The 22,361-nt window shown below is 46.8% G+C and carries 33 protein-coding genes, 2 tRNA genes and 1 pseudogene; 16 read left to right on the top strand and 20 right to left on the bottom strand.

Annotated elements, in window-relative coordinates:
• Positions 1-67: 67 nt before the first annotated feature.
• From ACZ483_RS00485 to ACZ483_RS00525, 9 genes are all read right to left on the bottom strand, one after another.
• Positions 68-140: transfer RNA gene (locus tag ACZ483_RS00485), tRNA-Trp, on the bottom strand.
• Positions 141-142: 2 nt separating this feature from the next.
• The gene (locus tag ACZ483_RS00490; RefSeq protein WP_464324216.1) at positions 143-349 is read right to left on the bottom strand and encodes a hypothetical protein; all 207 of its coding nucleotides are present in this window, start codon (positions 347-349) and stop codon (positions 143-145) included.
• A complete protein-coding gene (locus ACZ483_RS00495) occupies positions 349-690 on the bottom strand; it encodes a hypothetical protein (protein ID WP_464324217.1) in 342 nt (113 codons plus the stop codon). Before ACZ483_RS00495 ends, ACZ483_RS00490 begins: the two co-directional genes overlap by 1 nt.
• A 66-nt stretch (positions 691-756) precedes the next feature.
• Positions 757-1,053 (bottom strand): hypothetical protein, encoded by a 297-nt coding sequence (locus ACZ483_RS00500; RefSeq protein ID WP_464324218.1) that lies wholly within the window; start codon positions 1,051-1,053, stop codon positions 757-759.
• Positions 1,054-1,093: 40 nt separating this feature from the next.
• Positions 1,094-1,405 (bottom strand): hypothetical protein, encoded by a 312-nt coding sequence (locus tag ACZ483_RS00505; protein WP_464324219.1) that lies wholly within the window; start codon positions 1,403-1,405, stop codon positions 1,094-1,096.
• Positions 1,406-1,469: 64 nt separating this feature from the next.
• Positions 1,470-1,709: a hypothetical protein gene (locus ACZ483_RS00510; protein WP_464324220.1), complete on the bottom strand. Its 240-nt coding sequence runs from the start codon at positions 1,707-1,709 to the stop codon at positions 1,470-1,472.
• The gene (locus tag ACZ483_RS00515) at positions 1,709-3,604 is read right to left on the bottom strand and encodes an AAA family ATPase (protein ID WP_464324221.1); all 1,896 of its coding nucleotides are present in this window, start codon (positions 3,602-3,604) and stop codon (positions 1,709-1,711) included. The genes ACZ483_RS00510 and ACZ483_RS00515 overlap by 1 nt, the downstream gene beginning before the upstream one ends.
• Positions 3,605-3,607: 3 nt before the next feature.
• Positions 3,608-4,042: a helix-turn-helix domain-containing protein gene (locus ACZ483_RS00520; protein WP_464324222.1), complete on the bottom strand. Its 435-nt coding sequence runs from the start codon at positions 4,040-4,042 to the stop codon at positions 3,608-3,610.
• Positions 4,006-4,212 carry a hypothetical protein gene (locus ACZ483_RS00525; protein WP_464324223.1) on the bottom strand — a complete coding sequence of 69 codons (207 nt, stop codon included), beginning with the start codon at positions 4,210-4,212 and terminating at the stop codon, positions 4,006-4,008. Before ACZ483_RS00525 ends, ACZ483_RS00520 begins: the two co-directional genes overlap by 37 nt.
• A 17-nt stretch (positions 4,213-4,229) precedes the next feature.
• On the opposite strand from ACZ483_RS00525, the gene ACZ483_RS00530 reads away from it, so the two are divergent.
• Positions 4,230-4,871 carry a DUF4145 domain-containing protein gene (locus ACZ483_RS00530; RefSeq protein ID WP_464324224.1) on the top strand — a complete coding sequence of 214 codons (642 nt, stop codon included), beginning with the start codon at positions 4,230-4,232 and terminating at the stop codon, positions 4,869-4,871.
• Here the strand turns inward: ACZ483_RS00530 and ACZ483_RS00535 are convergent.
• A complete protein-coding gene (locus tag ACZ483_RS00535; RefSeq protein WP_464324225.1) occupies positions 4,862-5,131 on the bottom strand; it encodes a helix-turn-helix domain-containing protein in 270 nt (89 codons plus the stop codon). The two genes, ACZ483_RS00530 and ACZ483_RS00535, sit on opposite strands and share 10 nt — an antisense overlap.
• An 87-nt stretch (positions 5,132-5,218) precedes the next feature.
• Between ACZ483_RS00535 and ACZ483_RS00540 the strand changes: the two genes are divergently transcribed.
• From ACZ483_RS00540 to ACZ483_RS00550, 3 genes are read left to right on the top strand one after another with little or no spacing between them, the layout of a single operon-like run.
• Positions 5,219-5,875, top strand: coding sequence for an XRE family transcriptional regulator (locus ACZ483_RS00540; protein ID WP_464324226.1), 657 nt, complete (start codon positions 5,219-5,221; stop codon positions 5,873-5,875).
• A 3-nt stretch (positions 5,876-5,878) separates the two neighbouring features.
• Positions 5,879-6,709 carry a hypothetical protein gene (locus ACZ483_RS00545; protein WP_464324227.1) on the top strand — a complete coding sequence of 277 codons (831 nt, stop codon included), beginning with the start codon at positions 5,879-5,881 and terminating at the stop codon, positions 6,707-6,709.
• A gap of 10 nt (positions 6,710-6,719) precedes the next feature.
• Positions 6,720-7,127, top strand: coding sequence for a hypothetical protein (locus ACZ483_RS00550; protein WP_464324228.1), 408 nt, complete (start codon positions 6,720-6,722; stop codon positions 7,125-7,127).
• A 3-nt stretch (positions 7,128-7,130) separates the two neighbouring features.
• Here the strand turns inward: ACZ483_RS00550 and ACZ483_RS00555 are convergent, their stop codons facing one another.
• From ACZ483_RS00555 to ACZ483_RS00565, 3 genes are all read right to left on the bottom strand, one after another.
• Positions 7,131-7,595 (bottom strand): hypothetical protein, encoded by a 465-nt coding sequence (locus ACZ483_RS00555; RefSeq protein WP_464324229.1) that lies wholly within the window; start codon positions 7,593-7,595, stop codon positions 7,131-7,133.
• Positions 7,595-8,356: a hypothetical protein gene (locus ACZ483_RS00560; protein ID WP_464324230.1), complete on the bottom strand. Its 762-nt coding sequence runs from the start codon at positions 8,354-8,356 to the stop codon at positions 7,595-7,597. Before ACZ483_RS00560 ends, ACZ483_RS00555 begins: the two co-directional genes overlap by 1 nt.
• 143 nt (positions 8,357-8,499) lie before the next feature.
• Positions 8,500-9,645: a restriction endonuclease gene (locus ACZ483_RS00565; RefSeq protein WP_464324231.1), complete on the bottom strand. Its 1,146-nt coding sequence runs from the start codon at positions 9,643-9,645 to the stop codon at positions 8,500-8,502.
• Positions 9,646-9,738: 93 nt separating this feature from the next.
• On the opposite strand from ACZ483_RS00565, the gene ACZ483_RS00570 reads away from it, so the two are divergent.
• Positions 9,739-9,927, top strand: a complete 189-nt coding sequence (locus ACZ483_RS00570) for a hypothetical protein (RefSeq protein WP_464324232.1) — start codon at positions 9,739-9,741, stop codon at positions 9,925-9,927.
• Between the two features lie 145 nt (positions 9,928-10,072).
• On the opposite strand, the gene ACZ483_RS00575 is transcribed toward ACZ483_RS00570, so the two are convergent.
• Entirely contained in the window at positions 10,073-10,594 is a 522-nt protein-coding gene (locus ACZ483_RS00575) for a hypothetical protein (RefSeq protein ID WP_464324233.1), read from the bottom strand.
• Positions 10,595-10,651: 57 nt separating this feature from the next.
• Positions 10,652-11,110, bottom strand: a complete 459-nt coding sequence (locus ACZ483_RS00580) for a hypothetical protein (RefSeq protein WP_464324234.1) — start codon at positions 11,108-11,110, stop codon at positions 10,652-10,654.
• Positions 11,111-11,190: 80 nt separating this feature from the next.
• Here ACZ483_RS00580 and ACZ483_RS00585 point away from each other — a divergent pair, with 80 nt between their 5' ends.
• From ACZ483_RS00585 to ACZ483_RS00625, 9 genes and pseudogenes are all read left to right on the top strand, one after another.
• A complete protein-coding gene (locus ACZ483_RS00585) occupies positions 11,191-11,472 on the top strand; it encodes a hypothetical protein (RefSeq protein ID WP_464324235.1) in 282 nt (93 codons plus the stop codon).
• Positions 11,469-11,978, top strand: coding sequence for a hypothetical protein (locus ACZ483_RS00590; RefSeq protein ID WP_464324236.1), 510 nt, complete (start codon positions 11,469-11,471; stop codon positions 11,976-11,978). The genes ACZ483_RS00585 and ACZ483_RS00590 overlap by 4 nt, the downstream gene beginning before the upstream one ends.
• Positions 11,979-12,077: 99 nt before the next feature.
• Positions 12,078-12,293, top strand: a complete 216-nt coding sequence (locus ACZ483_RS00595; RefSeq protein WP_464324237.1) for a hypothetical protein — start codon at positions 12,078-12,080, stop codon at positions 12,291-12,293.
• On the top strand, positions 12,290-13,111 hold the full coding sequence (locus tag ACZ483_RS00600; protein WP_464324238.1) for a RecT family recombinase: 822 nt from the start codon (positions 12,290-12,292) through the stop codon (positions 13,109-13,111). Before ACZ483_RS00595 ends, ACZ483_RS00600 begins: the two co-directional genes overlap by 4 nt.
• An 83-nt stretch (positions 13,112-13,194) precedes the next feature.
• The gene (locus ACZ483_RS00605) at positions 13,195-13,692 is read left to right on the top strand and encodes a YopX family protein (protein ID WP_464324239.1); all 498 of its coding nucleotides are present in this window, start codon (positions 13,195-13,197) and stop codon (positions 13,690-13,692) included.
• On the top strand, positions 13,689-14,774 hold the full coding sequence (dnaN, locus tag ACZ483_RS00610; protein ID WP_464324240.1) for a DNA polymerase III subunit beta: 1,086 nt from the start codon (positions 13,689-13,691) through the stop codon (positions 14,772-14,774). The genes ACZ483_RS00605 and dnaN overlap by 4 nt, the downstream gene beginning before the upstream one ends.
• Before the next feature lie 12 nt (positions 14,775-14,786).
• Positions 14,787-15,026: a hypothetical protein gene (locus ACZ483_RS00615; protein WP_464324241.1), complete on the top strand. Its 240-nt coding sequence runs from the start codon at positions 14,787-14,789 to the stop codon at positions 15,024-15,026.
• Positions 15,026-15,226 carry a hypothetical protein gene (locus ACZ483_RS00620; RefSeq protein ID WP_464324242.1) on the top strand — a complete coding sequence of 67 codons (201 nt, stop codon included), beginning with the start codon at positions 15,026-15,028 and terminating at the stop codon, positions 15,224-15,226. Before ACZ483_RS00615 ends, ACZ483_RS00620 begins: the two co-directional genes overlap by 1 nt.
• A pseudogene (locus ACZ483_RS00625) lies at positions 15,138-16,088 on the top strand (recombinase family protein); the annotation flags it as partial. The gene ACZ483_RS00620 and the pseudogene ACZ483_RS00625, both read left to right, overlap by 89 nt.
• Before the next feature lie 460 nt (positions 16,089-16,548).
• Here the strand turns inward: ACZ483_RS00625 and ACZ483_RS00630 are convergent.
• From ACZ483_RS00630 to ACZ483_RS00650, 5 genes are all read right to left on the bottom strand, one after another.
• Positions 16,549-16,621: transfer RNA gene (locus ACZ483_RS00630), tRNA-His, on the bottom strand.
• A 15-nt stretch (positions 16,622-16,636) separates the two neighbouring features.
• Complete coding sequence (locus tag ACZ483_RS00635; RefSeq protein WP_464324243.1) at positions 16,637-17,656, bottom strand: DUF309 domain-containing protein; 1,020 nt, start codon at positions 17,654-17,656, stop codon at positions 16,637-16,639.
• A gap of 1 nt (position 17,657) precedes the next feature.
• Positions 17,658-19,091, bottom strand: a complete 1,434-nt coding sequence (gene atpD, locus ACZ483_RS00640) for a F0F1 ATP synthase subunit beta (RefSeq protein ID WP_464324244.1) — start codon at positions 19,089-19,091, stop codon at positions 17,658-17,660.
• A 117-nt stretch (positions 19,092-19,208) separates the two neighbouring features.
• Entirely contained in the window at positions 19,209-19,442 is a 234-nt protein-coding gene (locus tag ACZ483_RS00645; protein WP_464324245.1) for a hypothetical protein, read from the bottom strand.
• Positions 19,439-20,311 (bottom strand): F0F1 ATP synthase subunit gamma, encoded by an 873-nt coding sequence (locus ACZ483_RS00650; RefSeq protein WP_464324246.1) that lies wholly within the window; start codon positions 20,309-20,311, stop codon positions 19,439-19,441. The genes ACZ483_RS00645 and ACZ483_RS00650 overlap by 4 nt, the downstream gene beginning before the upstream one ends.
• A 46-nt stretch (positions 20,312-20,357) precedes the next feature.
• Between ACZ483_RS00650 and ilvE the strand changes: the two genes are divergently transcribed.
• Both ilvE and ACZ483_RS00660 read left to right on the top strand, forming a co-directional pair.
• Positions 20,358-21,275, top strand: a complete 918-nt coding sequence (gene ilvE, locus ACZ483_RS00655) for a branched-chain-amino-acid transaminase (protein WP_464324247.1) — start codon at positions 20,358-20,360, stop codon at positions 21,273-21,275.
• On the top strand, positions 21,265-22,356 hold the full coding sequence (locus ACZ483_RS00660; RefSeq protein ID WP_464324248.1) for a M28 family peptidase: 1,092 nt from the start codon (positions 21,265-21,267) through the stop codon (positions 22,354-22,356). Before ilvE ends, ACZ483_RS00660 begins: the two co-directional genes overlap by 11 nt.
• Positions 22,357-22,361: the final 5 nt, after the last annotated feature.

Genomic DNA, 22,361 nt, shown 5'->3' on the forward strand with positions numbered 1-22,361 from the left:
GAGGGGCGGGGTAATACGGCGTGGCGCCAAGGGAGGGGGTCTCCCATCCGCCGTTTATCACCTTTTGTGGGGCAGGCGGGATTCGAACCCGCACCCTTGGGATTTGGAATCCCACGCTCCACCAGTTGAGCTACTACCCCTGTCATCCAGACTCCTCCTTACCTTCTAACAGGTTGATAAACATCTGAACAGGTATGTTCTTCCAACGAGGGTCGCCTTTCGAAGGCTCGTGCCTCGCTTGAACTTTCTTGCACTTGGCGCATATTCTGAAGAGATCATAAACAGATCCTCTATAGATTACAGGCTTGTTAGGTTTATACTCTATCCAGCAATGTCTAAAATGAAACATTATGATTTACCCTCCTCAAGTACATCAAACATAGAATCAACTATCTTCGGCTCTTCTTTTTCTCCTCTTAACTCCTTGATTGCTTTGGCAAGTGCTTTAATCTCTGGTTCCAGCTTGTTAAAGCATTTAGGGCAAAGATCAAGAACTTCCTTTAGCCCACGTCTATTACGGCGAACAGTGAAGCGAAGATGAGCTAAATTGTAGGGGAGAAATCCACGCTCGAAGTTTCTATATTCGCCTTCAGTTAAATGCAGAATCATGATCTCACCGCAGATGTCGCACTTTGCCTTTACGGTATAAGTGACTTCTTCACCGACCTTTTCTATCACGTCAATCACCACCTTCCGTTATCACCGTCCTTACCTCATCAACTGGTTCTAAGTTTTCCTTTGACACGCTTATCTCTATCAATACTTCCCCTCTTTTTTAGGATTCAGCCCCTCAAGACATTCTTCACAGGCAAGATAGTTTGTATCGTATAGGTGTTGGAGAGTCATCAAGTCTCCTTGCTCGGCAAGCTCTTCCCAGAACTCTTTATTGGGGACTCTCCTGACTATGTAGAGCTTAGGAGGAATCACAGATTTTCGGCAAAAGTCACATTCCCTTCTTTTCCACCTTCTTGGGAAGACCTTGCTATACCTCCAATAAACATACTCAAGCTTATCTTCTTTTATACGGGGCCCGCATACGTGAACTGTGCTCATTCCTCCGCCTCCTTCATCCCATCCTCAACCGGTTCTAACATCAAGCTCCTCCTCTGCACGGCAGCCTCACAGCACACAGATCCGCCATAAGGAGTAATTCCATCGGGACGTATTGAAAAATCTCCTTGTACATCTCTATACCGAGTATGTAGTATCTCCATACGGCATCCCTTGTTTTGGGCGTGGCGTTGTGGCTCATTCTCTCTAACTTGTAAAGCCATACAAAGAAGTGTGCCAACCTCTTGTATTTATCGGGCTGAAGATCACCGATTTTTTCCTTTAGAATTAGGAGTGCCATATCTTTGATGTATTCCTGCCTCGCCTCCGTGTTTTTTGCCTTAAACAGTATCACTTCAACTCCTCCTCTATCCTCCTTATCTCCGAACTTCTGAGCTTTAGTTTGAGGTAGAGTTTTTTCATTTTTGCTCTCCTGCATTCTTGAACCATTTCTCTATTAGATCCTCGAACGCAAGGCGTGCGTTTATGCCTACGCCTTCATAGGAGCTTCCGTCTTTTTGTCCCCTTATGACCCAAAGCTTTTCTTCTTTCTTTCTTCTACCGTTAACGTTTTCGCACAAGACAACCCTTTCCGTCTTTACATTTTCAAACCTCATCTCCTTAAGGAGGGAAACAACTTTACCGATGGTCCATCTCATCAAAAATCCACCTCTACATCATCATCGCCTTCCATTTCCGCCTTAGCTGTTTTGTGAGCCCAGTCTATTCCTGCCTTTCCGCTTCTTACGCTCTCTATCATTCCTTTAAAGCTCTCAACGTTTCCTCCGGCCATGGCTATCCACTGTTCTAAGAGAATCGCTTGAAGGTTGGGGTCATCTTTTATGTCTTCTACAAGCTCATCGGGATCTGTATATTTAGCTATTTCAAGGTCTATCTCTCCTCCCCAGCTTATTATTTCCTCAGCCATCTCTTTTATGGTTTCTTCTTTGGGACTTTTCGCCAATTTTTCTTTATATATATAAGGGCTGGAGTTTTGGCGAAAAGCCGTGGCACAAGGACTTGAAGGCTCTCCGCTCTTCTGACCGCTGGCGAAAAATTGGGAGACAACAACTTGGGTAACATCTACGTCCTGGATAGGGTAGTAAGCCTTTTTCGGTCTGCCGTTTGTCCTTTCCTCCTTCTCCGTCCATACCTTGCCTTCGTACTTATCCAGATAATCCTTCACCTTTTGCTTCCCTATCTTATCGGTTCTATCCGCAACTTCAAGCGCTACCTGTTCTTTCCCCTTCCCTCCCAGTCCTATCACCTCAAGGATAGTCTTTACGATCTCAATTTCCTCAAGGACTTCGGGAGGATAGGCGGGTTCCATGTTCATCTCACCGTCTATCGTGTAGTAGAACGTAGGTTCCACATCAAAGCGGGTCTTGAAGCACTTGAGGGTTACGATGTTCTTCTCTTTGTCTCTTTTCAGGTGAAAAGCCATCTCAACGTTATCTAAAATCGTCCCAGAGTTTTTAAACGGAAGTTCAGGATTGAGGATCTTGGGGACGTGGTGAACTACTATTACCGTGTGTCCCATGCTCATGAGGTCTTTGAGTTCACTCATCACGTACTCGGTCTCTTTGTCTGAATTCAGGTCCATGTTACGGGAGATGTTCTTTAGGGAGTCCACTATGATAACGCGGTGCTCTCCCCTTTCACTCAGTATCCTCATAGCTTCTTTAAACTTGTCCCATGCCTCGGAGCCTACGAATATTCTCTTTTCGTCTCTGGAGATTATAAAGAGTTTGGGATCTTTGGAGGGTTTCGTGTATTGTCCGAGTCCCGACTGCTTGAGCCTCTTGTTTATCACCACGCGGGAGTTGTCCATGTCAAGGTATATGATCTTCTCTCCCTTCGGGAGAAGGTAGGTCTTCATGAGTGCATACATCAGGTATGTCTTTCCCACTCCCGCCTGAGAGGTAAAGAGAACCATGGATCTCTTGGGTACCATGTCGGGAACGAGCCACTCAACCTTAGCCTCTTCCTCTGAATACTCAAGGGCTATCTCGTAGAGCCACTCTTCGGGTTCTATCTTCTCTATCTTTGTCTCTTTGATCTCTTCTATAGCCTGCTCGTGGAGCTCCCTGAGTTTATATAAATCTGCCCCCTCTCTGACCGAGAAGAGGATTTCTATTTCCTTCTCGATGGTTTTCCTGAGAATAGCCTTCTCTTTCACTATCTCTATAGCGGTTTTGAGGCTGGCTAAGGGTGTGGCTTCGTCGATGATCGAGACCAAGTAATCCCACAGATGTCCTTTCTTTCTTCTCTCGAGAAAGTTCCTGAAAGTGACTTCCGTCAGCTCTGCTATTGTGTGATCCTCGAGAAAGAGGTTGAAAAGGTTAAAAAGTTCTTTGTGTTCGTTATAGTAGAAGTGCTCCGCCCTGAGGTTGGCTGCCTTAACTGCCTCAAGAGCTCGTTCCGGTTCCACATAAAGAGTGGCAATAACCGCCCTCTCTGCTCCGGGGTCTTTGGGAGGGTCGAGCTCTTTGATGGAAAGACTTGACTTTCCGTTCTCGTTGCGGTACCTTGTTTTATAGCTTGTTTTCCCCATCTTTTATCCCTCCTTTATCAGCTCTTCCCTATCCCCCTCCTTTATCAGGTGCTCCTTGAGCCCCTCGAGGGCTGTAATAGTTCTTTCCACTACCGGAAGGAGCTGTCTCTTTTCGTAGGGCGTTACCTTGAGATCCGCCACGACTCTGATGACCGTGGACACAAGGGCGTTCAGCTCCTCGCACAGCGAAAGATAACCATCAAAGCGTTTTTTCTTTTCCAGCTGTGCATACTGCCAGTCTATCGGGAGCGTTGAATCGAGAACTTTACATATGCTCACTAACTTAGGCGGAGATGGGTAATATCCCTCTTCCGAAAAATACCTCTGTATTTGAGACAGCCCTATCCCCGTCTCGTTGGCTATCTCTTCCAGAGTCTTCCCGCTCATCTCTTTTGTTACTCTCAGTACTGTGGTAAAGGAAAGGTTTCTGAGTTCCATACACCACCTCCGCCCTTGAGTCTGTTTGCATACGTAACCACAAGCACAGACAGAGCAAGCTGTAGAAGTTCCTTGTCCGGAGACAGGGAGAGTATCTTAGAGACCGCCTTATCGGGCGGTTCGTTTTTGACGATCCTGTCGATTTCGTTGATCAGGCTCGTCAGCTCCATGTTAGAATACCTCCAAGGTGCTCATCTTCAGCGGGATATGCCCTTACTGCTTCAAGGATGTCGCCTTTGTCGGTATAGAGGTCATGCCCATAGAGAGGAGCGTTTTCTCTTCCCCTTTGCCCGCCCCAGCTCAGGAAGCGATTGCGGTCTTCGGTCAGTGCCCTAAGTGCAGAAATCCGGTCATCGGTCTGGGGAATACTTGGAACTTCGACACAACCAGAAAACAGGCACGATCTAACGTCAGCCACGATTTTGATGTTGTCGGTATTCTTCCCTCTCCTCCCGAACTTTACTCCCACGAAGCTATTCCCAAAGAGATCAACACCGCCTTTCTTGAAGCTCAGAAGGCTTTCAGGCATGCGGAAGAGAGCTACTACCTTGTTATAACGGGGTGCAGAACCACTCTTGACCTTGCAGTTAAACACCTTCTCGGCAAGAAGATGAGGCTCCTTGATGCTATCGATGAACTTGTCAAGAGGTGCGAAATCCCCAAACCTATGGGGGAATGGGCACACTCTATAAGAGTTCTCGGCAACGAAAGCGTTCACGAGGCTAAGGGGACCAGAAGGGAAGCTAAAGAGCTTCTGGGCTTTACCCGTCTCTTTCTTGAGTACGTCTTCGTTATGCCTCATAGACTTAAAGCTCTTCGTCAACCGTAAGCCTCCTCCTTCTCTTCACACTTTGAGCTATTTGGGGATTGCTCTATCGTTATTCCCATGGGACACCTGAGCCTGACGTATTCTTTGAGTGCTTCCGCTACTTCGGGGCGGACGATGTCTTCTACCTTTATTTTTCCTCTGGTGGCTTTTTCTATTTTGATGGCTTTTGGAAGGGAGGTTTTAGCTTTCCCCTTAAGTAAAGCAGATATGAATTGTTGGGAGGTGCCGATCTGGTGGGCCAACTGAGTCTGCTTCACCATACCTCCAAATATACAAATAATTCTTGTATATGTCAAGGTCTTTCTTGTAAATTGTCAGATACAAGTAAAGCTTGTAATTTGTTAGGCGTGGAGGCTATAGAACAGGAGCACTACATCGGAGACAAACTTAGAGAGCTTTTAGCCCGTCTTGGGATAAGCCAGCGTAAGCTTGCAAAGCTTACTGGTTATACGCAACAGTATATAAACCAACTTGCTAATAACAAGAGCAGGGCGTCAGTGAGAGCAATAAAAAAACTCTCCCAAGCTCTCGGCGTATCACCCTCTTACTTCCTTGAAGAAGAACCCCCTAAAGAATATCCCCCGCCTCCCGATGTTGTAGAAAGGGAGTATGTCCCCATTCCTAAAATAACAGGTGTAGGAGCGGGCGGAGAGGTGATAACTGACGACTACACACTCATAAAAAGGTCAAGGCTTTCCCGCAAAAGTGTCTCGGCTTTTGATGTCTTGGGCGATAGCATGGAACCAACAATCCCAAAAGGCTGGACCGTGCTTATAGACCCAAACGATAAAGAGCTTGTAGAGGGAGGGATCTATCTCTTTGCAGTTTCCTACGGGAACTCAGAGAACGGCTTGATCATACGTCGAGTCCATAAGGTGAACGACGAGTGGGAACTTGTCCCCGACAACCGCAAATACGCCCCTCAAAAACTGACCGGTGACTACAAGATCATCGGTAGAGTCCTTAAAAAGCTCCCGCCGAACGAGCCTATGGATGTGGAGTGAGGGATGGCAAAAATAGTACCTATTAAGAAAGCTGTAGAGTTTCAGAACCGCTTAATGGAAGCCGTTACGTTCGAAGAACTGAAAGCCTTAGAGAAAGATATAGAAACTCATCTTAGCAAAAAGCCCGACGATTTTGAAAGTCTTTACGTGCTATGCCTTGTGAAACTGAAAATAGGGGATCCCGGATATGTCGTAGAGGTACTCCATCCAATCATTTTGGAGAGCAAGGAGCCCCCTCTTTCATTATTCTTTCTTTATCTCAGAGCTCTATCCCGATTGAGGCGCTACGACGAGATTCTTTCGATAATAGAGCCACTTCTTGCTAATTCTGAAGGACAACTGCGCAAACTGCTCATGGCTGAAAAGATCGTTGCCCTCTTTAACCTCGGAAAGTTCCGTGAAGGGATCGTTGCTTTTGAGCAGCTCCTCGGAAAACCGCTCTATAAATCTTCACTCAAGGATCTGCTAAGCGCTCTAAAAGATGTGTATTCTTTTGTCGATATTGTTACATTTATAGATATGTATAGTTTTGCTAAGGGTCAAGTTATAGCAAAGGAACTGGTGGATAAGTATCCTTACTTCAAGCGCATATACGATCACCTGAAGAAAGATAACCGCTTTGAAGAGGTTATCCCTGTTTACGAAGAAGATGGCGAAATGAGGTCTCTTTACTTCTACGTTAAATCCAAAAAGCCTGTTTCTCCCGAGGAATACACAGGATTGATTCGGGAGTTCGCAAAGCTCGTCCCGGATGAGATCTGGGAGAACCCAGATGTTGAGTGGGTGTCTTTACGCCTAATCGAGGATGAACCGAGTATCGCTGAGCTTTCATAAACTATCCAGTATGATAGTGGACGATCTTCAGCATGTCCACGATGCAAACTACAGAACTGCAGTTAGTAGACTGTACTATGCAGTCTTCCTTGAGTTGAGAGAACAATACTTGAAGCGATTGCCCGAAGACAGCCTGTATGTGGGAATACTGGCGGGCGAGTTTCCGAAAGTGCACGCCCTCATCAAGCTCGCCACTCTTGAGCTGAACAAAGATGTAGGTCTTTTGTTAAAGGAATTGCACAGCATGAGAAAACAAGCGGACTATAACACAAGGAGAACAACAGGCAAATATCACTACTCAAGGGCTATGAACTTATATTCTTCCTTAGCAGACTTCACAAAGCGCATATCCCAGCTTAATCCTAAAAGAGTAGAGAAAGCTTTTGAGAAAGCCCACACCCGTCTTATAGGAAGATAACTCTCACAGCCTTGACTCTAACACCCCTATCACAAGATTCTGAAGCTCTGTATCTTCTTTAAGGTTTTCTTTAGCTTCAAAGACAGCTTCGCAGTATAGCCGTGCCCGATGATAGTCAACCATTGTTGGTACATATACCATACTGTAATCGGCTTGATTTCTCAGGTTTCTTAGCTTAGCGAGGTTATCCCCCACAGATCGGATTTCCCCGCTCCTCGACAGCTTCAATGCTTTGGGGATTATAAAATGAAGCTCACCCTTACGTTTAAAAAACTCAGCCCTCTTCTCAGAAGGAAGTATGTCGGCAAGCATCTCCCTTACTGTCAAAAATGCGGAGTAGTAGAATCTGCCTATAGCTATTCTTATCAACGTTGGCTTGTGGAACGTATTGGGGTTGTTTTTGTCACACAGGAAGATCTTCTTTGCAGTGTCCATAAAATACCTTGGTTCAAACCTCTGTTTTTCCATTACGAAAGAGCCATGACAGTGTAAGGCGTGCCTACCTTATCCACAATCTCTTTGAAAGCTTTATCTTCTATCTCTACGATCTTATCGACGTCTTTAGTAGGAGGTACAAAGAAAAACATCTTTTCTTCCCATCCATCTTCTTCTTTGACGACAGGAAGGACTCTAAGCCCTTTATCCGTCAGCAGATTGTACGCCCGCCTGAAACTTTCCTCCTGTTCAAGAGCTTCTTTCCCTCTCTTGTACTCTTCTAAGAGGATACTTATCTGTGCAACAAGTTCTGTATTGGTATTTTCAAGTTCGCCCGGATCTATATTTTCCATTTCTCTCATAGCTTCTTCCCATCTGCCAACATTTACCAAGGTCACCACCTTAGAGAGCCTGACATCCGGAGGCATACTACGCCCCTTATGTTTGCTCTCGTACTCCTCGATTACTTTAAGAGCCTCTTCAGGCATTTCTTTCATTATCAGTGCGGTAACTTTATACGAAACCACAAAGCGGTCAAGCTCGGGAGATCTCCCCTCTTTTTCGATGCTTTTAAGAAGAGATAAAGCCTCATCTGCCTTACCGAGAAGTAGATATGCATCAAGAAGTACAGGAACGAGCTCGAATACGGCGTTTCTCTCAAGGTCATACTCAATACTCGCCGCTATCTTCTGGAGATCTTCGATAGACTTAGCCAAAGCTATCTTTATCCTGTATTCGTCAGCTCTCGATTTAGGAAAAGGTATAAGTACCATGTTAATAATATAACCCCTCACAGCCCTGACTCGTCTATTCATTATCTCTTTTGATTGTGGGGAGTTTTTTGTGGTAATGATATCAGGGTTGAGTAGCCTTGTTCTTCAGTTCGTCTTCCTTAACTCGTATATAACCTAACTACCTGTTTCTGGAAAAGGAACGGTTATTCAAGGTGTCGCCAGCGATAAACTTTTACGGCTAACGTAGGTAGATAATCCACCTGATCCCGTAAATACCAGCATTTAGGGAATCGCGTACAACAGTATTTTTCCTTCCCGAATTTGCGGATATATTTCAATTGCAGTTTCCCAAGGCAAAGGGGACAGTAGTATAACATTATGTGATCAACGACCGAGAACATATCTTCAGAGTTCGGCAGATCTATCCATCTCACCCACTCAGCCGCCCCTAACATAGCCCATATCTCTTTCTCTAAATTTCCCACGGTGTTACTTGGAGTTTTAGTTACACCTATTTCTCTTATTAAGTCCGCAACGTTATAAAGATTTACATCTACCTCAGCAGCTAATTTTATTGCTTGCTTTGAAAATTTATTGTTTGATGTTACAACCCACGCCTCAGAACAGCCGTAAAAACCTTTAGCCGTGTTTATTTCCTGTACAGCTCTGACGCCTACAGGCTTCTTCCAGTATTTACACTGAATACATATCTTTCTATTACCCTTCTCCGCAATAACATCCGCCCCAAAATCACCGCCGTGCTTAGTCAGATATACTTTAAAACCATTAGCTTTAAGGAAAAATGCGACCGCTTTTTCAAACTCCTGCCATGAATTGGCCCTGAGGAGGATTATGCTGTTTTTAACATATTCGTTCAGCTTCGAAAAAAGCAAAGGGGCAAATTCCTGTCTCAATAAGTCATCCGCCTTTCGTCTTGAAGAAAGCTCATTTGTATCAATCTGCTTATTATTAGCTTCCAGAATTTCTATAATAGGTCTATAGTATTCCAGAGCATCCAAGAATATAATCAACTCACTCTCGTCTATATCATCGTCCCAGTTTTCATCTTTGTGGTCTGCTTCAGCGTCAGTTTCCCCATGACGAAAGTATTCCCTTGCTTCCTTTTTAATAGTCCGATACAACACTACTACAAATATGCCTCCTGTTATGACCCATAACAAAACGCGATCCTCCACACCCAAAATCGATAGAGCATAGACAACAAGAAGCGCAATCAATGCGGTTAATAATAGGGAATAGGCAACAACATAGAACAGGAAAATCAGCCAGTAGATAACGTTTACGATCAAGCGGAGAACGACCAAAATTTTTATACCCTCCCTACTCAAAAGTTCCCTCTAACTTAAGCCGGAGTAGGGGAGGGGGCAATTTACAAAAAATACTTGACATCTACAAGTATTAGTTGTATATTTATCCCTACCATGAGCACGATGGAGATAGCCGTAGCGGGGATAGCCTTCATAGCGGTCTTTTTTCTCGGCGCAGGCTTCATCTTCTTGCTCGAAGACTACCTGCGCACAAAGAAACAGCTAATCGCTCTCATGCGGGAAGCGGAGAGAGAGAAGAGCAATAACCATAAACGTGGCAGCGAGGAGGGATCCAATGTTTAGAAGATGCGGGTCACGTGTTTGGGCGTATAACCATAACGTGAATGCAAGTGCCGCTCCTACAAGAGTAACGATAAAAGCGTTTTCTCCGAGCTTCCCGACGAGGCTAATAAGCTCTCTTACAGCTTCCCACATCCTTGCAACTCCCTCACAGCTCCTTAAGGGCGTTGATCCAGTCCTCCAAAGTGTTGAAGTCAGGCTTGGATCTCACCGCTTTAGCCCTAAAATCCCGCCATTCTTCAAGGTCAATCTTCTCCTTATCCCACGGGACAAGGTCGACATGATCGCCTATTTTGTAAACGGTAATCTTCCCTACACTGGTTTTTACATCCCCCACGCGAGTACCGAGCTGTTCAATGGTGTTCCACTTCCCCATATAGAAGGCTCTTGTCTTCTCCTCGTTGTGTTTGTATTTGGGGACAACAAGGTCGTCAATAACAATCCTGTAAGCAATCAGCGTGGCTATAGGAGCGACAATAAACACAAGATCAAGAAGCGGCAAGTCCCGCAGGTCCCGCAGCTCAGGAGAAGTTTTAATAAGCAGGATAAGGAGAGTAGGCACACCCGCAACGAAAAAGAGCAGAAGATTAACAGTCCGCATAATCGCCTCCCTTGCAGACAGGCTGAAAAATGCCCATCTGAGGAAGGCGCCCACCAGCGTCTTTTCCATTTTACCGCCTCCACGGGTATTGGGGGCAATTTTACCCCGCCCGTGGAGGGCAAAAAATCACTTCACGGTCGCCACATGCCTACACATCTCACAGATGTAATCCTCATATTCCACAGTATCCCCCGCCAGAGTGGGAAGCTTAGCCTCCCTATGTCTCATAGGAACCAGCTTCTTCTTTTCCTCCCAGCACTTAGGACAAAAGACTCCCTCTTTGCCCTCTACAGTCAGATAGCCCTCGGCATGATAAACAGGCTCCTTAGCCTGTTTGACCTTCACAAAAATCACGTAGAGGATAACCGAGAAAGCGGGGGCAACAAAGAAGCTCCAGAGGGCTCCCTTCCACAACCACAGAACCAGACCCACAAGCCCGCCGATGATAACGCTAATAACCATCATTCCGAGTTCCGCATTAGTGCCTGTGATGGTGAGTCGGCGGACTTGCCTGAGCAGGACGCCTACCTTGGGCAGGAGTTTAAGCAGAGCTCCTGCCCAGCTTACTATCGCTCCCCATTCCATTTTACCACCTCCGCAGGGGAAGGGTCTATCCCTTTCCAGTTTACCCCTGCGGGGGCAAAACCACAAAGGAGGTGTCAGCTATGAGAACGTGGGATACCAAGCTGAGGGAGGATCCCAAGAAGGACGCCATTTGGCGCCTTGCATTCCTCAAAGCCCGCCACGGGTGGGCTTGGTATAACGCCGCAAAAGATGACATGCGCTATGGGAACGAACAAGGAGCCGAGTTCTGGATGGAGAAAGCCGAAGAAAAGCTTACCGAAGCCCTCCAAATTCTCGCAAGTGCAGGAATGGATAACGGGGAACTCGCCCATCACATCAGAAAAACCCTTGCGGAAATGGAAACAAAGAGGGTAGCGGTATGAGTCTCAGACCGAGGTTTTCTTTTCTTGCAAAACAACAAACAAAGCCAAAGACCACAGAGCAAGGGAAGCAGCCACAGCCATCAATACAAGCGTCCAGTCTATATCCATTTTACTCTTCCTCCGGGAATAAGATAAAAGCGAATACGACATTTGACAAGCCTGCTACAAGAATAAGAACCAGTGTAATATCGGATATTCGTTCCGCTATTCGTAGCAGAAAAGAGCCCACCATAAGCCCGACGCCGAAGTTCCTAACTGTTTCAGCAAGAAACTTTTTCTTTCCCATAAGTCCATTTTACAAGGAGGCAAGGACCGCCAAGAAGAGGGATTGGCGATCCCGCATAGGCTTATCGGTTCTGCTTTTCTACATTTTAGCCCTTACCTTCCTGAGTGTCCACCTTCTGGAAGAAAACCGCAAGCTCAGGAAGGAGCTCCAAGCATGGGAGGGGCTGAACTACCACGTTGCTCCTCCCAAGAAACCTCGTTTTTATCACAGGAGGAGGTGAGAAATGGAGATTGTCCTCATACCAAACGGTACTCCCCGTACTTTAAGGGAGGCTTTTAGGTACTCCCAGCGATATGTAGTCAGAGCCAATGATCCCGAAATGAAAGAGCACGAAGGCATAGTTGTGAGAAAAAGGGCAAGGAAGATCAGGATCTATACACAAAGCCCATTACGAGGAGGATACGACGAATACGAACTCGCCCACATCATCGAGATGGGAGGCAACACCTATTACATCGCTGGGAAGCTTTTAGAAACTTACAAGCCCGATTACGTTGAGCCCGTTCAAAACAATTTGCAGGAGGTAGTATCATGAGCACAATTGCAAAAGCAAAGACCAACAACGGCGGAATTGTTAGGGAGGAGGACGCTAAGAAAGTCCTCGCCATACTCAGAACTACTATGCCCAGCCTCAGCAAGGTTGACGACCAAACAGCCTTACTTGCCCTTGCATACGCTAAACATTTGGGTTTAGACCCCCTCAAGCGAGAAATCCACTTAATCCCCTACTGGGATAAAGAACAGCAAAGGTATGTAATTCAACCCGTTGTGGATTACAGAGAATATTTAAAGAGGGCGGAGGCAACGGGTAAGCTTGACGGATGGGAGATAGAAATCGGCAACGATGAAGCTCTGGGAAGGTTTGCAACCATAACGATCTATCGGAAAGATAGGTCGAAACCCGTTGTTTGGACCGTTTACGAAAAAGAAGTTGCAAGGGACACTAAAGCTTGGAAAGAGCAGCCCATTTTTATGCTAAAGAAAGTTACAATCGCTCAAGGCTTCAGGATGGCGTTCCCGGCAGAAGCGGGAGAATTGCCTTACGAAGAAGCTGAGCAATGGGATCCGCAAGTATTAGCGGAAATAGAAAGCCCGGTCTCACAGGCAAGCCAGCCTCCTGAGATAGACCCAGACAACGCTCCTGCAGCAAACGGAGACTACATCACCGAAGCCCAGAGAAAGAGGTTCTTCGCCATAGTCAAGAAAGAACTCGGATACAGAGAAGACGCCATCAAGGAGATCCTCAAAGACAGGTTCGGCATAGAGTCCACCGCCGAGATAACAAAAGACAAGTATGAGGAGATCATAGACTACTTCCGTAAGCTCTCTCAGCCGATAAAAGCGGAGGCTTGAAATGCCAACCGCCGGCTGCCGTAGGCATCCCTCCTCTTCTCCCTTTGGGGCTTCCCGCCCCGACTTTGAAAAGGAGGTGAAAAGTGAGACCAATTAAGTTCAGAGCAAAAGACAAAAGCGGTGAGTGGCTATATGGTTATCTTTGTGAGCTTCACGAGTTCGAAAAGGGCAAACAGACTAAAAAGCTTGCAATACAATGTGAAAACGGGAGGATATATCCCATACTTCCTGAAACGGTAGGACGGTGTGTAGGTTTTTTGGATAAAAACGGTAAGGAGATATGTGAGGGGGATATTTTGAGAGTAGTTCTGCTCGATAGTGGATGCTATCTTGTTGGTGTTGTTAGGCGTAGTCAGTGTTTTGTTCCTCGTGCCAGTTTTGGGGATGCGACAGGTGAGGAATCATATGAATGGTGGTATATAGAGCTTATCAACACAAACGACCCTTCATTGAAGGGGAGATCGTCTATCCCAGTAGCTAATCTGAACTTTAAAAATGCTAATTTGAGCTTGAAAAATACAGAAGTTATCGGCAACATCTACGACAATCCTGAGCTGTTAGAAAAGGAGGCGGGGAGATGATAGAAGTGGGAGCAGAATTAAACAGGAAAGAGCTTTTAGACGTTCTCATTTCCCTTCCTGTAGAAAAGAAAGGGGCGCTACCGGCTCTTTCTAAGGTCCTGATTACCGCTAAGGATGGAATTTTGGAGCTCAGAGCTACTGATATGGAAACCTACGGAATAGCTAAGATGTCGGGTAGCGGGGATTTCCGAATATGCGTGGACTGGAGAACTCTTACAGGAATTATCAAAAACATTGAGGATGAGCGGGTGGAGATAGGGGTTGACGGCAATAAAGCAGTAATAGATTACAGGGAAGGGGCTTTTAAGCTTGATCTATTCCCTATTGAGGATTTACCAGAATTTCCGGCGGTGGAAGAAGTTGCTTCGGAAGTAAGCTTGCCGGTACAAAGCTTTATTGACGGCGTTGAAAGTGTCATCTATGCGGTGGCAAAAGATGACGAAGCGAGACCGTCCCTGCGTGGTGTGTATGTTCATGCTGTGGACGACAAGGTACATTTTGTAGCTTCGGATGGGTACAGGCTTGCCCTTCATAAGATAGATACAGGTCAAGAAACAGATTTCTCTGCACTTCTTCCAGCGAAGAGCCTTAAATTTGTGAGGTCTGCCCTTAAAACGGAAGAGGGAGAGGTTCTACTTAGGAAGGCGGAGAACTTTACCGTTGTAGAGTCAGAGACCTTCACTTTCTATATAAGAGAGCTTGAAGGCGAATTCCCCGACTATCTTGCGGTCATACCTAAGGAAGAAGATTTTACCTGCATAGCAGATGTTCCTCCCTTCGGTACAACACTCAAGCGGGTTATTTCTGCAGGGGCTCTTACGGTGAAGATATACATTTCTGTTCACGAAGACAGAATGTGGATTTCCTTCAAGGAGGATGAGGTAGAAGGAGAAGAGGAGATAATAATCCCTTATGCGAAGGGAGAGGATATAGAGATAAGGCTTAACCCCAAATACCTTTACGATTTTGTGTCGAAATGCACGCACGGACTAAAGCTTAAGTTCACTTCTCCCGATACGGCGGTTGTTATGGAGAGTGAAGTTGGTGGAACCATTTATGTAGTAATGCCAATGAGGTTGTGAGGAGGTCAAGTCATGCCCACGCTCAAATCCCTCGAATTCGAAATAGAGGAGGCTCGAAGAAGAAGAGACCGACTGAAACAAGACGTTTCAAACCTCAAGACACGCATCAAATACCACTCAAAAAGAGGCAGATACAAACTCGTTGAAGATCTCAAAAGAGAACTCCGAGTGGTGATGGAAGAATACGAAGATGCTAAGAAGATGTTCAACACCCTGTGTGAGAAGTGGAGAAGGTTACGGGAGGCTAATTAGTGGACTTCAAAGCCGTACACAGAAGTGGAAACAAACTTTCTCCCAAAGGTTACGATTTTTTGGTAAATTTCATAATTGAGGAGTGGCGTGAAAGGAATAATCTATGCCCGTGTGTCTACTCAGGATCAGGCGGAGAAGGAAACCCCGATAGAGAGCCAGATCTCGCAATGTCTGAAGTATGCACAGGAGAAAGGGATTGAAGTTGTAGCTATTTTCAAAGACGAAGGTATATCAGGATCCACAGACAAAAGGCCACAGTTCCAAGAAGCTATAGCCTACGCAATCAAAAACAAAGTCGATTGTTTTATAGTTTTTGACACCTCCCGTTTTGCTCGCAACCGGGAGGACGCTATCTACTACAAAAGGCTCCTGAGGAAGAACGGAATAGAGCTTCACTATGTCGTTACTCCTCTACCTAACGATCCGGTTGCTTCGTATTTAACCGAAGGTATCTTTGAGCTTCTTGATGAATATTACACGCTCATGGTTAAAAAGCATACGCTCAGGGGCATAGAAGAGGCTATCAAAAAGCGGATCTATCCCAAAAACAAGTGCCCCGTAGGCTACAAAATCGTAAAAGGAGAAGATGGCAAAGGTCGCATACACAAAGATGAGGAAACAGCACCGATCTACTTCAAGATCCTTGAGCTTTTCCGTAAAGGTTTGGGCGGACTTGAGATAGCCCACTACCTGAATCGGGAACTCGGCACGAGCGAATGGAACAAAAAGAAAGTTCTCAGAGTTCTCAAAAATCCCCTCTACAAAGGGATTATAGAGTATGGCGACATTCGAGTCTATTTCGAGGATCTTCGCTACATCTCCGACGAAGAATGGGAAGAGATACAGAAAGAACTCCAACGGAGATACAAAGAAGAGAAGGGCGGGCACAAGGCAAAGATGTTCTTCGTCGGTCTTCTGAAATGTGGGAAGTGCGGATCCGCCATGACCACACGGACGGGAAAGGGGAAAGGCGGACTTTACTTCTACTACGTCTGTTACAACCGGTTACACCGCAAGTGCAATCAAGAGATCCTTCCCGCTCATAAGGTTGACGAGTTCCTGTCGAAAGAAATCCTTGACTACATCCTTGACGAGAAAACCTTACAGGAACTCACAAAACGTCTCGAAGAAGTGATCAGAAAGGAGACGGACACCTTCGGGAAGAAAGAAGCCGAGCTAAGGAAAGAAAAGGAAAAGATAGAAAGGCAGATAGACAACCTCGTTAAAGCCATCACCCTCGGCGTAGATCCCGAAGCTGTGAAGGACGAACTTAACCGTCTCCAGAGATGGAGAGAGAAAATAGAAGCCGAGTTATCCCAGATCAAGAAACTGAGGGTTTTGAGCGTAACGCCGAGAATAGATCCCAAACAGGTCAAGTCTATATTTGAAGAGCTTATGAAGAGCGGAGACTACTACAAAATAAGGACTTTCTTCAAAACTCTTGTCAAGGAGATAACCTACGACAACCGAGCCTTTGAAATTCAATACTCTCCTGAGTTGTTCGCAATAGAGGGATGTCAAGGGAGGGTGACGGGACTCGAACCCGCGACATGGGGATCCACAGTCCCCCGCTCTACCAGCTGAGCTACACCCTCCTAAGACTTTTTAAATTATATCACTCTGAGCTTTGGGGTAGTGGGTGGTTCAGAAGCGTTCTGGAGGCTGTGGAGTAAGGCTTCACCGAATTTTCTAAGTTCCGAAACGTTGAGTTTATTTCCTCTTCCGCAGCCCTTCATCTGAGGAAGGGCTTTCCGAAGGACGTTAATCGCTCTCTTCCTCTCGCCTTCGGTTACGTGATGTAAAGCTATGGCAAGCCTTATAATCCCCTGAAGGCATTCCCTATCTCCTCTGTCTGACAATCCCTTCCATACTTCTTCCAGAACCTCATGAACCTCGTAAAACCTACCTTTATTCCAGAGCTCCGAGGCTTTTAATAAAAGCTCGTGTTCTCTGTCCAAACCGAGGACATTTTCTATACCTTTCCTCTTTGAAGGCACGCTTTCCAATAACGTATGTAGAAGGGCGTACACCTCTATAGGTCTGTGCTTCCTTTCCCTTATGTATCTCCTGAACCGAAGGTAGGACTCTAAGGATCTTATGTCCACATAACTGCCGGTGGAGGGAGTGAGCGGAGGGAAATCGTTGGGACTTACGAGAAATGCTATATGGGTTGATATGTAGAGCCTGTGAGGTGTTGGAAGAGGAACCCTTCTGTAGAGCTTTTTGAAGAACTCTTCCCTATCTTCCAAAGAAAAAAGATCCTCTATGTCTAAATTCCCAAAAAAATTCTCTAAAAAAACGCTCGCTTGCTTCCTTCTCCTGTTAAATATTAACCTATCAAAGCTCTCCTGACAGTTGATTAGGACGAATGGTGCGAAGCACTCCCCTAAGGTCAAATCTTCCTTTTTTAATAAGGAATTAAAGTAGCGTTTGTATATCTGAACGAGGGAATCGTTCTCTATCCAAAAAGAAAGATAGGATTTCGCCCGCTCTAACATAGAGTTAGATGTATCCCTACTGGTTTTCCCATAATAGAAGTTTATAAGAGCCTTGGAGGTCTCCAGAGGGAGACCCCTCTTCTCGATCCGTGTATAGAAGTAAAAGGCGGATGCTATTAGTTCTTTTTCCACATTAGACCTTAGCTCCCATCTGCTTCGCTTTCTCCACCACGTCCTCTATCGTCCCCACCATGTAGAAGGCGTTCTCCGGAAGGTGGTCGTACTTACCGGTGAGTATCTCCTTGAAGGATCTTATGGTATCTTCGAGCTTAACGTACTTACCGGGCATTCCGGTGAACTGCTCAGCAACGTGGAAGGGTTGGGCGAGGAACTTCTGGATCCTTCTTGCCCTGTTGACTATCGCCTTGTCCTCTTCCGAGAGCTCCTCCATACCGAGGATAGCGATTATCTCCTGAAGTTCCTTGTACCTCTGGAGTATCCTCTTCACCTCCATGGCGGTCTCGTAGTGTTCGTCTCCAACGAACTCGGGAGCCAAGTATTTAGAGGTTGATTCGAGGGGATCTATGGCGGGATATATACCGAGTTCCGCGAGTCTCCTCGCGAGAACGGTGGTGGCGTCGAGGTGGGCGAATATGGAGTAGGGAGCGGGGTCCGTAATGTCGTCTGCGGGAACGTAGACCGCCTGAACGGCGGTGATAGATCCCTTCTTAGTTGATGTGATCCTTTCCTGAACCTCACCGACGTCCGTGTTCAGAGTTGGCTGGTATCCGACAGCGGAAGGGAGCCTTCCCAGAAGCGTGGAGACTTCCGAACCAGCCTGAACGAATCTGAATATGTTGTCTATGAAGGTGAGAACGTCCTGACCCTCAACATCTCTGAAGTACTCAGCCATCGTGATACCCGTCTGAGCGACCCTGAACCTAACTCCGGGAGGCTCGTTCATCTGCCCGTAAACCATGACGGTGTAGGGAAGAACTCCCGACTCCTTCATCTCGAGCCAGAGGTCGTTCCCTTCCCTCGTCCTCTCTCCAACTCCGACGACGACGGAGAAACCCTTGTGGAACTTAGCTATGTTATGGATCAGCTCCTGCATCAGTACTGTCTTTCCAACACCGGCACCTCCGAAGAGTCCAACTTTACCACCCTTGACGTAGGGCTCGAGGAGGTCTATTACCTTTATCCCCGTCTCGAGGATCTCGACCTTGGTGGACTGCTCCTCCAGAGCGGGAGGTTCCCTGAACATGGGCCAGAACTCCTTAGCCTCAACAGGTCCCTGCTCATCTATGGGTTGACCGACGACGTTAAATATCCTTCCAAGAACCTCTCTCCCGACGGGAACACTTATGGGACCTCCGAGGTATTCCACCTCCTGACCTCTAACGAGGCCGTCGGAGGCACCCATCCCGACCGCTCTAACCCTGCTCTCGCCTATGTGCTGTGCTACCTCGAGGAAGAGCTCCTCCTCGGCCCAGTTACCTTTATCGTCTATATATCTCCTTATAGTCTTAAGCCCGTGCCTTATGGGAGGGAGTTCCTTGGTCTCGAACTCAACGTCAACGACCGGTCCTATGACCTGAACTATCTTCCCGACAATCTTTTCAGCCATCCTTCAACCTCCTAATTTTTCTCATGGGGCATGGGTTTGTACTCTTCTATGAGCATACTTATAAGAACGTAAAGGATAACTCCTGTACCTATAAGAGCCACCACCCAAGCGATGAACTCAAGCATCTTTAATCTCCTCCAGCAGTGAATTTATTCTACGATAACTCCTGGGTGCAAAAAGTCCAGATATAGAGGTAATAGAGATCCCTGCAAGAGCAAAGAATAGCTTCTTCGCATTGAGATCTCCTATAAACAAACTTACAGATCCTCCTCCAGCTGCAATCATAAGAGTGAAGAAGAGTCCGAACCTCTGCATCTCTACCTCTATCGCCTTCCGGAAGTACTCCTTCACTTCATAGCCTCGGCGGCGCCGACTATGTCTATGAGCTCGAGGGTTATGGACTCCTGTCTTGCCTTGTTGAATATGAGGGTCCACTGCTTGACGAGGTCGTCGGCGTTCTTGGTAGCGTTATCCATAGCCACCATCCTCGCGAAGTGCTCTGCGGCGTTAGATTCCACCATAGCCCTGTATATCTGGTAGTTCAGGTAGAGGTTTATTATCGAGTTCATGAACTCCTGTTCTTCCACCTCGAAGGTATAAACGCTCATCGCATCTTCAAGACCACCCTCAGGGACATCGAAGGGGAGAAATTTCCTCGTGATAGGCTTGTAGCTCGCACGGGTTATCATCTCATTATTCATCAGGTAAACGGCGTCCACTTCTCTACTTAGGAACCGCTCCCTGACTATCTCCGAGACCTCCTTGGCAACGCCAAAGTTCACCTCTTTTCTGAAGACCTCATCATAGCCCTTAACTATGTTGTAATCCCTTCGGGAGAAGTACTGATACCCCTTCCTTCCTATGAGTATCAGGTTTACCTTCGCTCCCTTGTTCTCTTTGTTTTCGATAAACTTCTCAGCTTCCCTTATTATGTTAGAGTTGAAGGCTCCCGCCAGTCCCCTGTCGGCGGTCACGAGTATCACATCCACCCTCTTCTCCTCTCTCTCCTCTAACAGAGGGTGGGAGTCTCTGTGAACCTTGGAGGCTAAGTCTCTCACCAGCTCGTAGAGCTTATCCGAGTAGGGTCTCGAAGAGTAGAGCAGCTCCTGTGCTCGCCTGAGCTTTGCGGCGGAGACCACCTTCATCGCGTTGGTGATCCTTCTCGTATTTTTTATACCCTGTATCTTCCTTCTAATATCCCTCGGAGACAGCTTTGGCATAACGGAGAGGTATTATAGCACAGGTTATGTGTTAAAATCTTAGCTCATGGAATACGCCTTCTTTGAGGGAAAGTTCGTTCCCATAGAGGAAGCGAACATAAACATAAAGACGAACTCCTTTCATTACGGGACTGCCATATTCGAGGGTCTGAGAGCATACTGGAACGAGGAGGACGAACAGCTATACATTCTCTTTGCGAAGGAGCACTTTGAGAGGCTCGTCAGGAACGCCCGCTCTCTCTTCATGGAACTACCCTACTCCGTAGATGAGCTTGTTGAGATAACAAAGGAGCTTCTCAGGAAGAACGAGATAAGACAGGACGTCTATATAAGACCTATCGCCTACTTCAAGGATCTTGCCCTCACTCCAAAGTTATTAGACTACACTCCGGAGGTAGCCATATACACCTACAATTTCGGTAGATACTTAGACACCTCCCAGGGAATAAGGGTGAAGGTCTCCTCCTGGAGGAGGAACGATGATAACTCTATTCCCTCCCGCTGGAAGGTTGCGGGAGCCTATGTGAACAGCGCCCTCGCAAAGACCGAAGCCCTGATGTCCGGATACGACGAGGCACTTCTCCTAAACTCACAGGGATTCGTCGCCGAAGGTTCGGGCGAGAACATCTTTCTCATAAGGGAAGGAAAGGCTGTAACTCCATCTTACAGCGAGCACATACTCGAGGGGATAACGAGGAGGGCGGTAATAAATCTTCTGAGGAACGATCTTGTGGTGAAGGTTGAGGAGAGGCCGGTGGCGAGGAGCGAACTCTACGTTGCAGACGAGATCTTTCTCACCGGAACGGCGGCGGAGGTCACCCCCGTGGTTGAGGTGGATAACAGGAAAGTGGGTAGCGGGAAGATCGGTGAGATAACGAGACAGCTCCAAGAGCTTTACTTCAAGGCAGTGAGGGGGAAGATAGAGAGGTACAGAAGCTGGCTAACGCCCGTATATGAGAAATGAACTGGTAGAGGAGCTTAGGGAGGTAGTTCACTTTCTTTCGGAGAGGAACAGACTGTCTTCTTCAGAAGGGATGGGGGAGTCTCAGGAGTTCGTGAGAAACCTTGTAAAGAAGCTCGGCGTTCCCTTCGTAGAAGAGAGCTTCGAGGTAGAGAAGAACATTCCGGTGGAAGGAAGTGTAAGGCTAAACGGAAAGGAAATCACCGCCTATCCCTTTGTGGGTAGCCTCTGGGGGGACAGGGAAGGTGAGGTGGTTCCCGAGAGTGATAGCGTTAAAGGGAAAATAGCCTTAGTCAGGGTAGGCGGGAAGAGGGAGAGCGAAAAGGTGAGGAAACTAAAAGAAAGAGGAGCGATCGGGGCGATCTTTTACTTGGAGGAGGTGGACTCTCCCTTTGTAGGGAACCTCGGGGAGGAGAACTTCTTAGCCCTCTCGGTAAGCAGGGGAGAGGCAAAGGATCTGATCGGTAAGAAAGTAAGGATAGAAGCAAAGACCAGGAGAGTGAAGGTTAGAGGAAAGAATCTTTACTTCGACATTGGTAAGGGACCTTTCATATACCTCACAGCCCATCTTGACTCAAAACCCTTTGTCAAGGGTGCCATAGATAACGCCGTCGGGGTCGCCCTCCTTCTCGCCCTTGCAAAAGAGCTTAGAGACTCCTACTACTTCCCTTTCCGCCTCAGGTTCATGATAACGGACGGTGAGGAACTCGGTCTCGAGGGAGCGAAGTTCCACGTGAGGAACCTAAAGCACGCCTACTACGTGATAAACCTCGACTCGGTCGGCTGGTCCAATCCGGCGGTGATATACAGGGACGCCTCCGGCTACAACGGTGAGAAGATAATGGATAAGTTCTACAAACACATGAAGGATTTGAAAATTGACATACCCTTCAGGGAAGGCAAGAGGGGAAGGAGCGATCACATACCCTTCAAGGAGAAAGGCGTCGAGGCTCTGTTTCTATCCTCCAATCCCTTCACCCTCAGGCATACCTTCTACGACAATTATGAGGCGGTGGACTGGAACGTGGTTGAGATGTGGTTTGATGTTCTCAGCTCCTTTCTTAGAAGGTTTCACAAGCTGTGATATAT

This window comes from Hydrogenivirga okinawensis, from assembly GCF_055385515.1.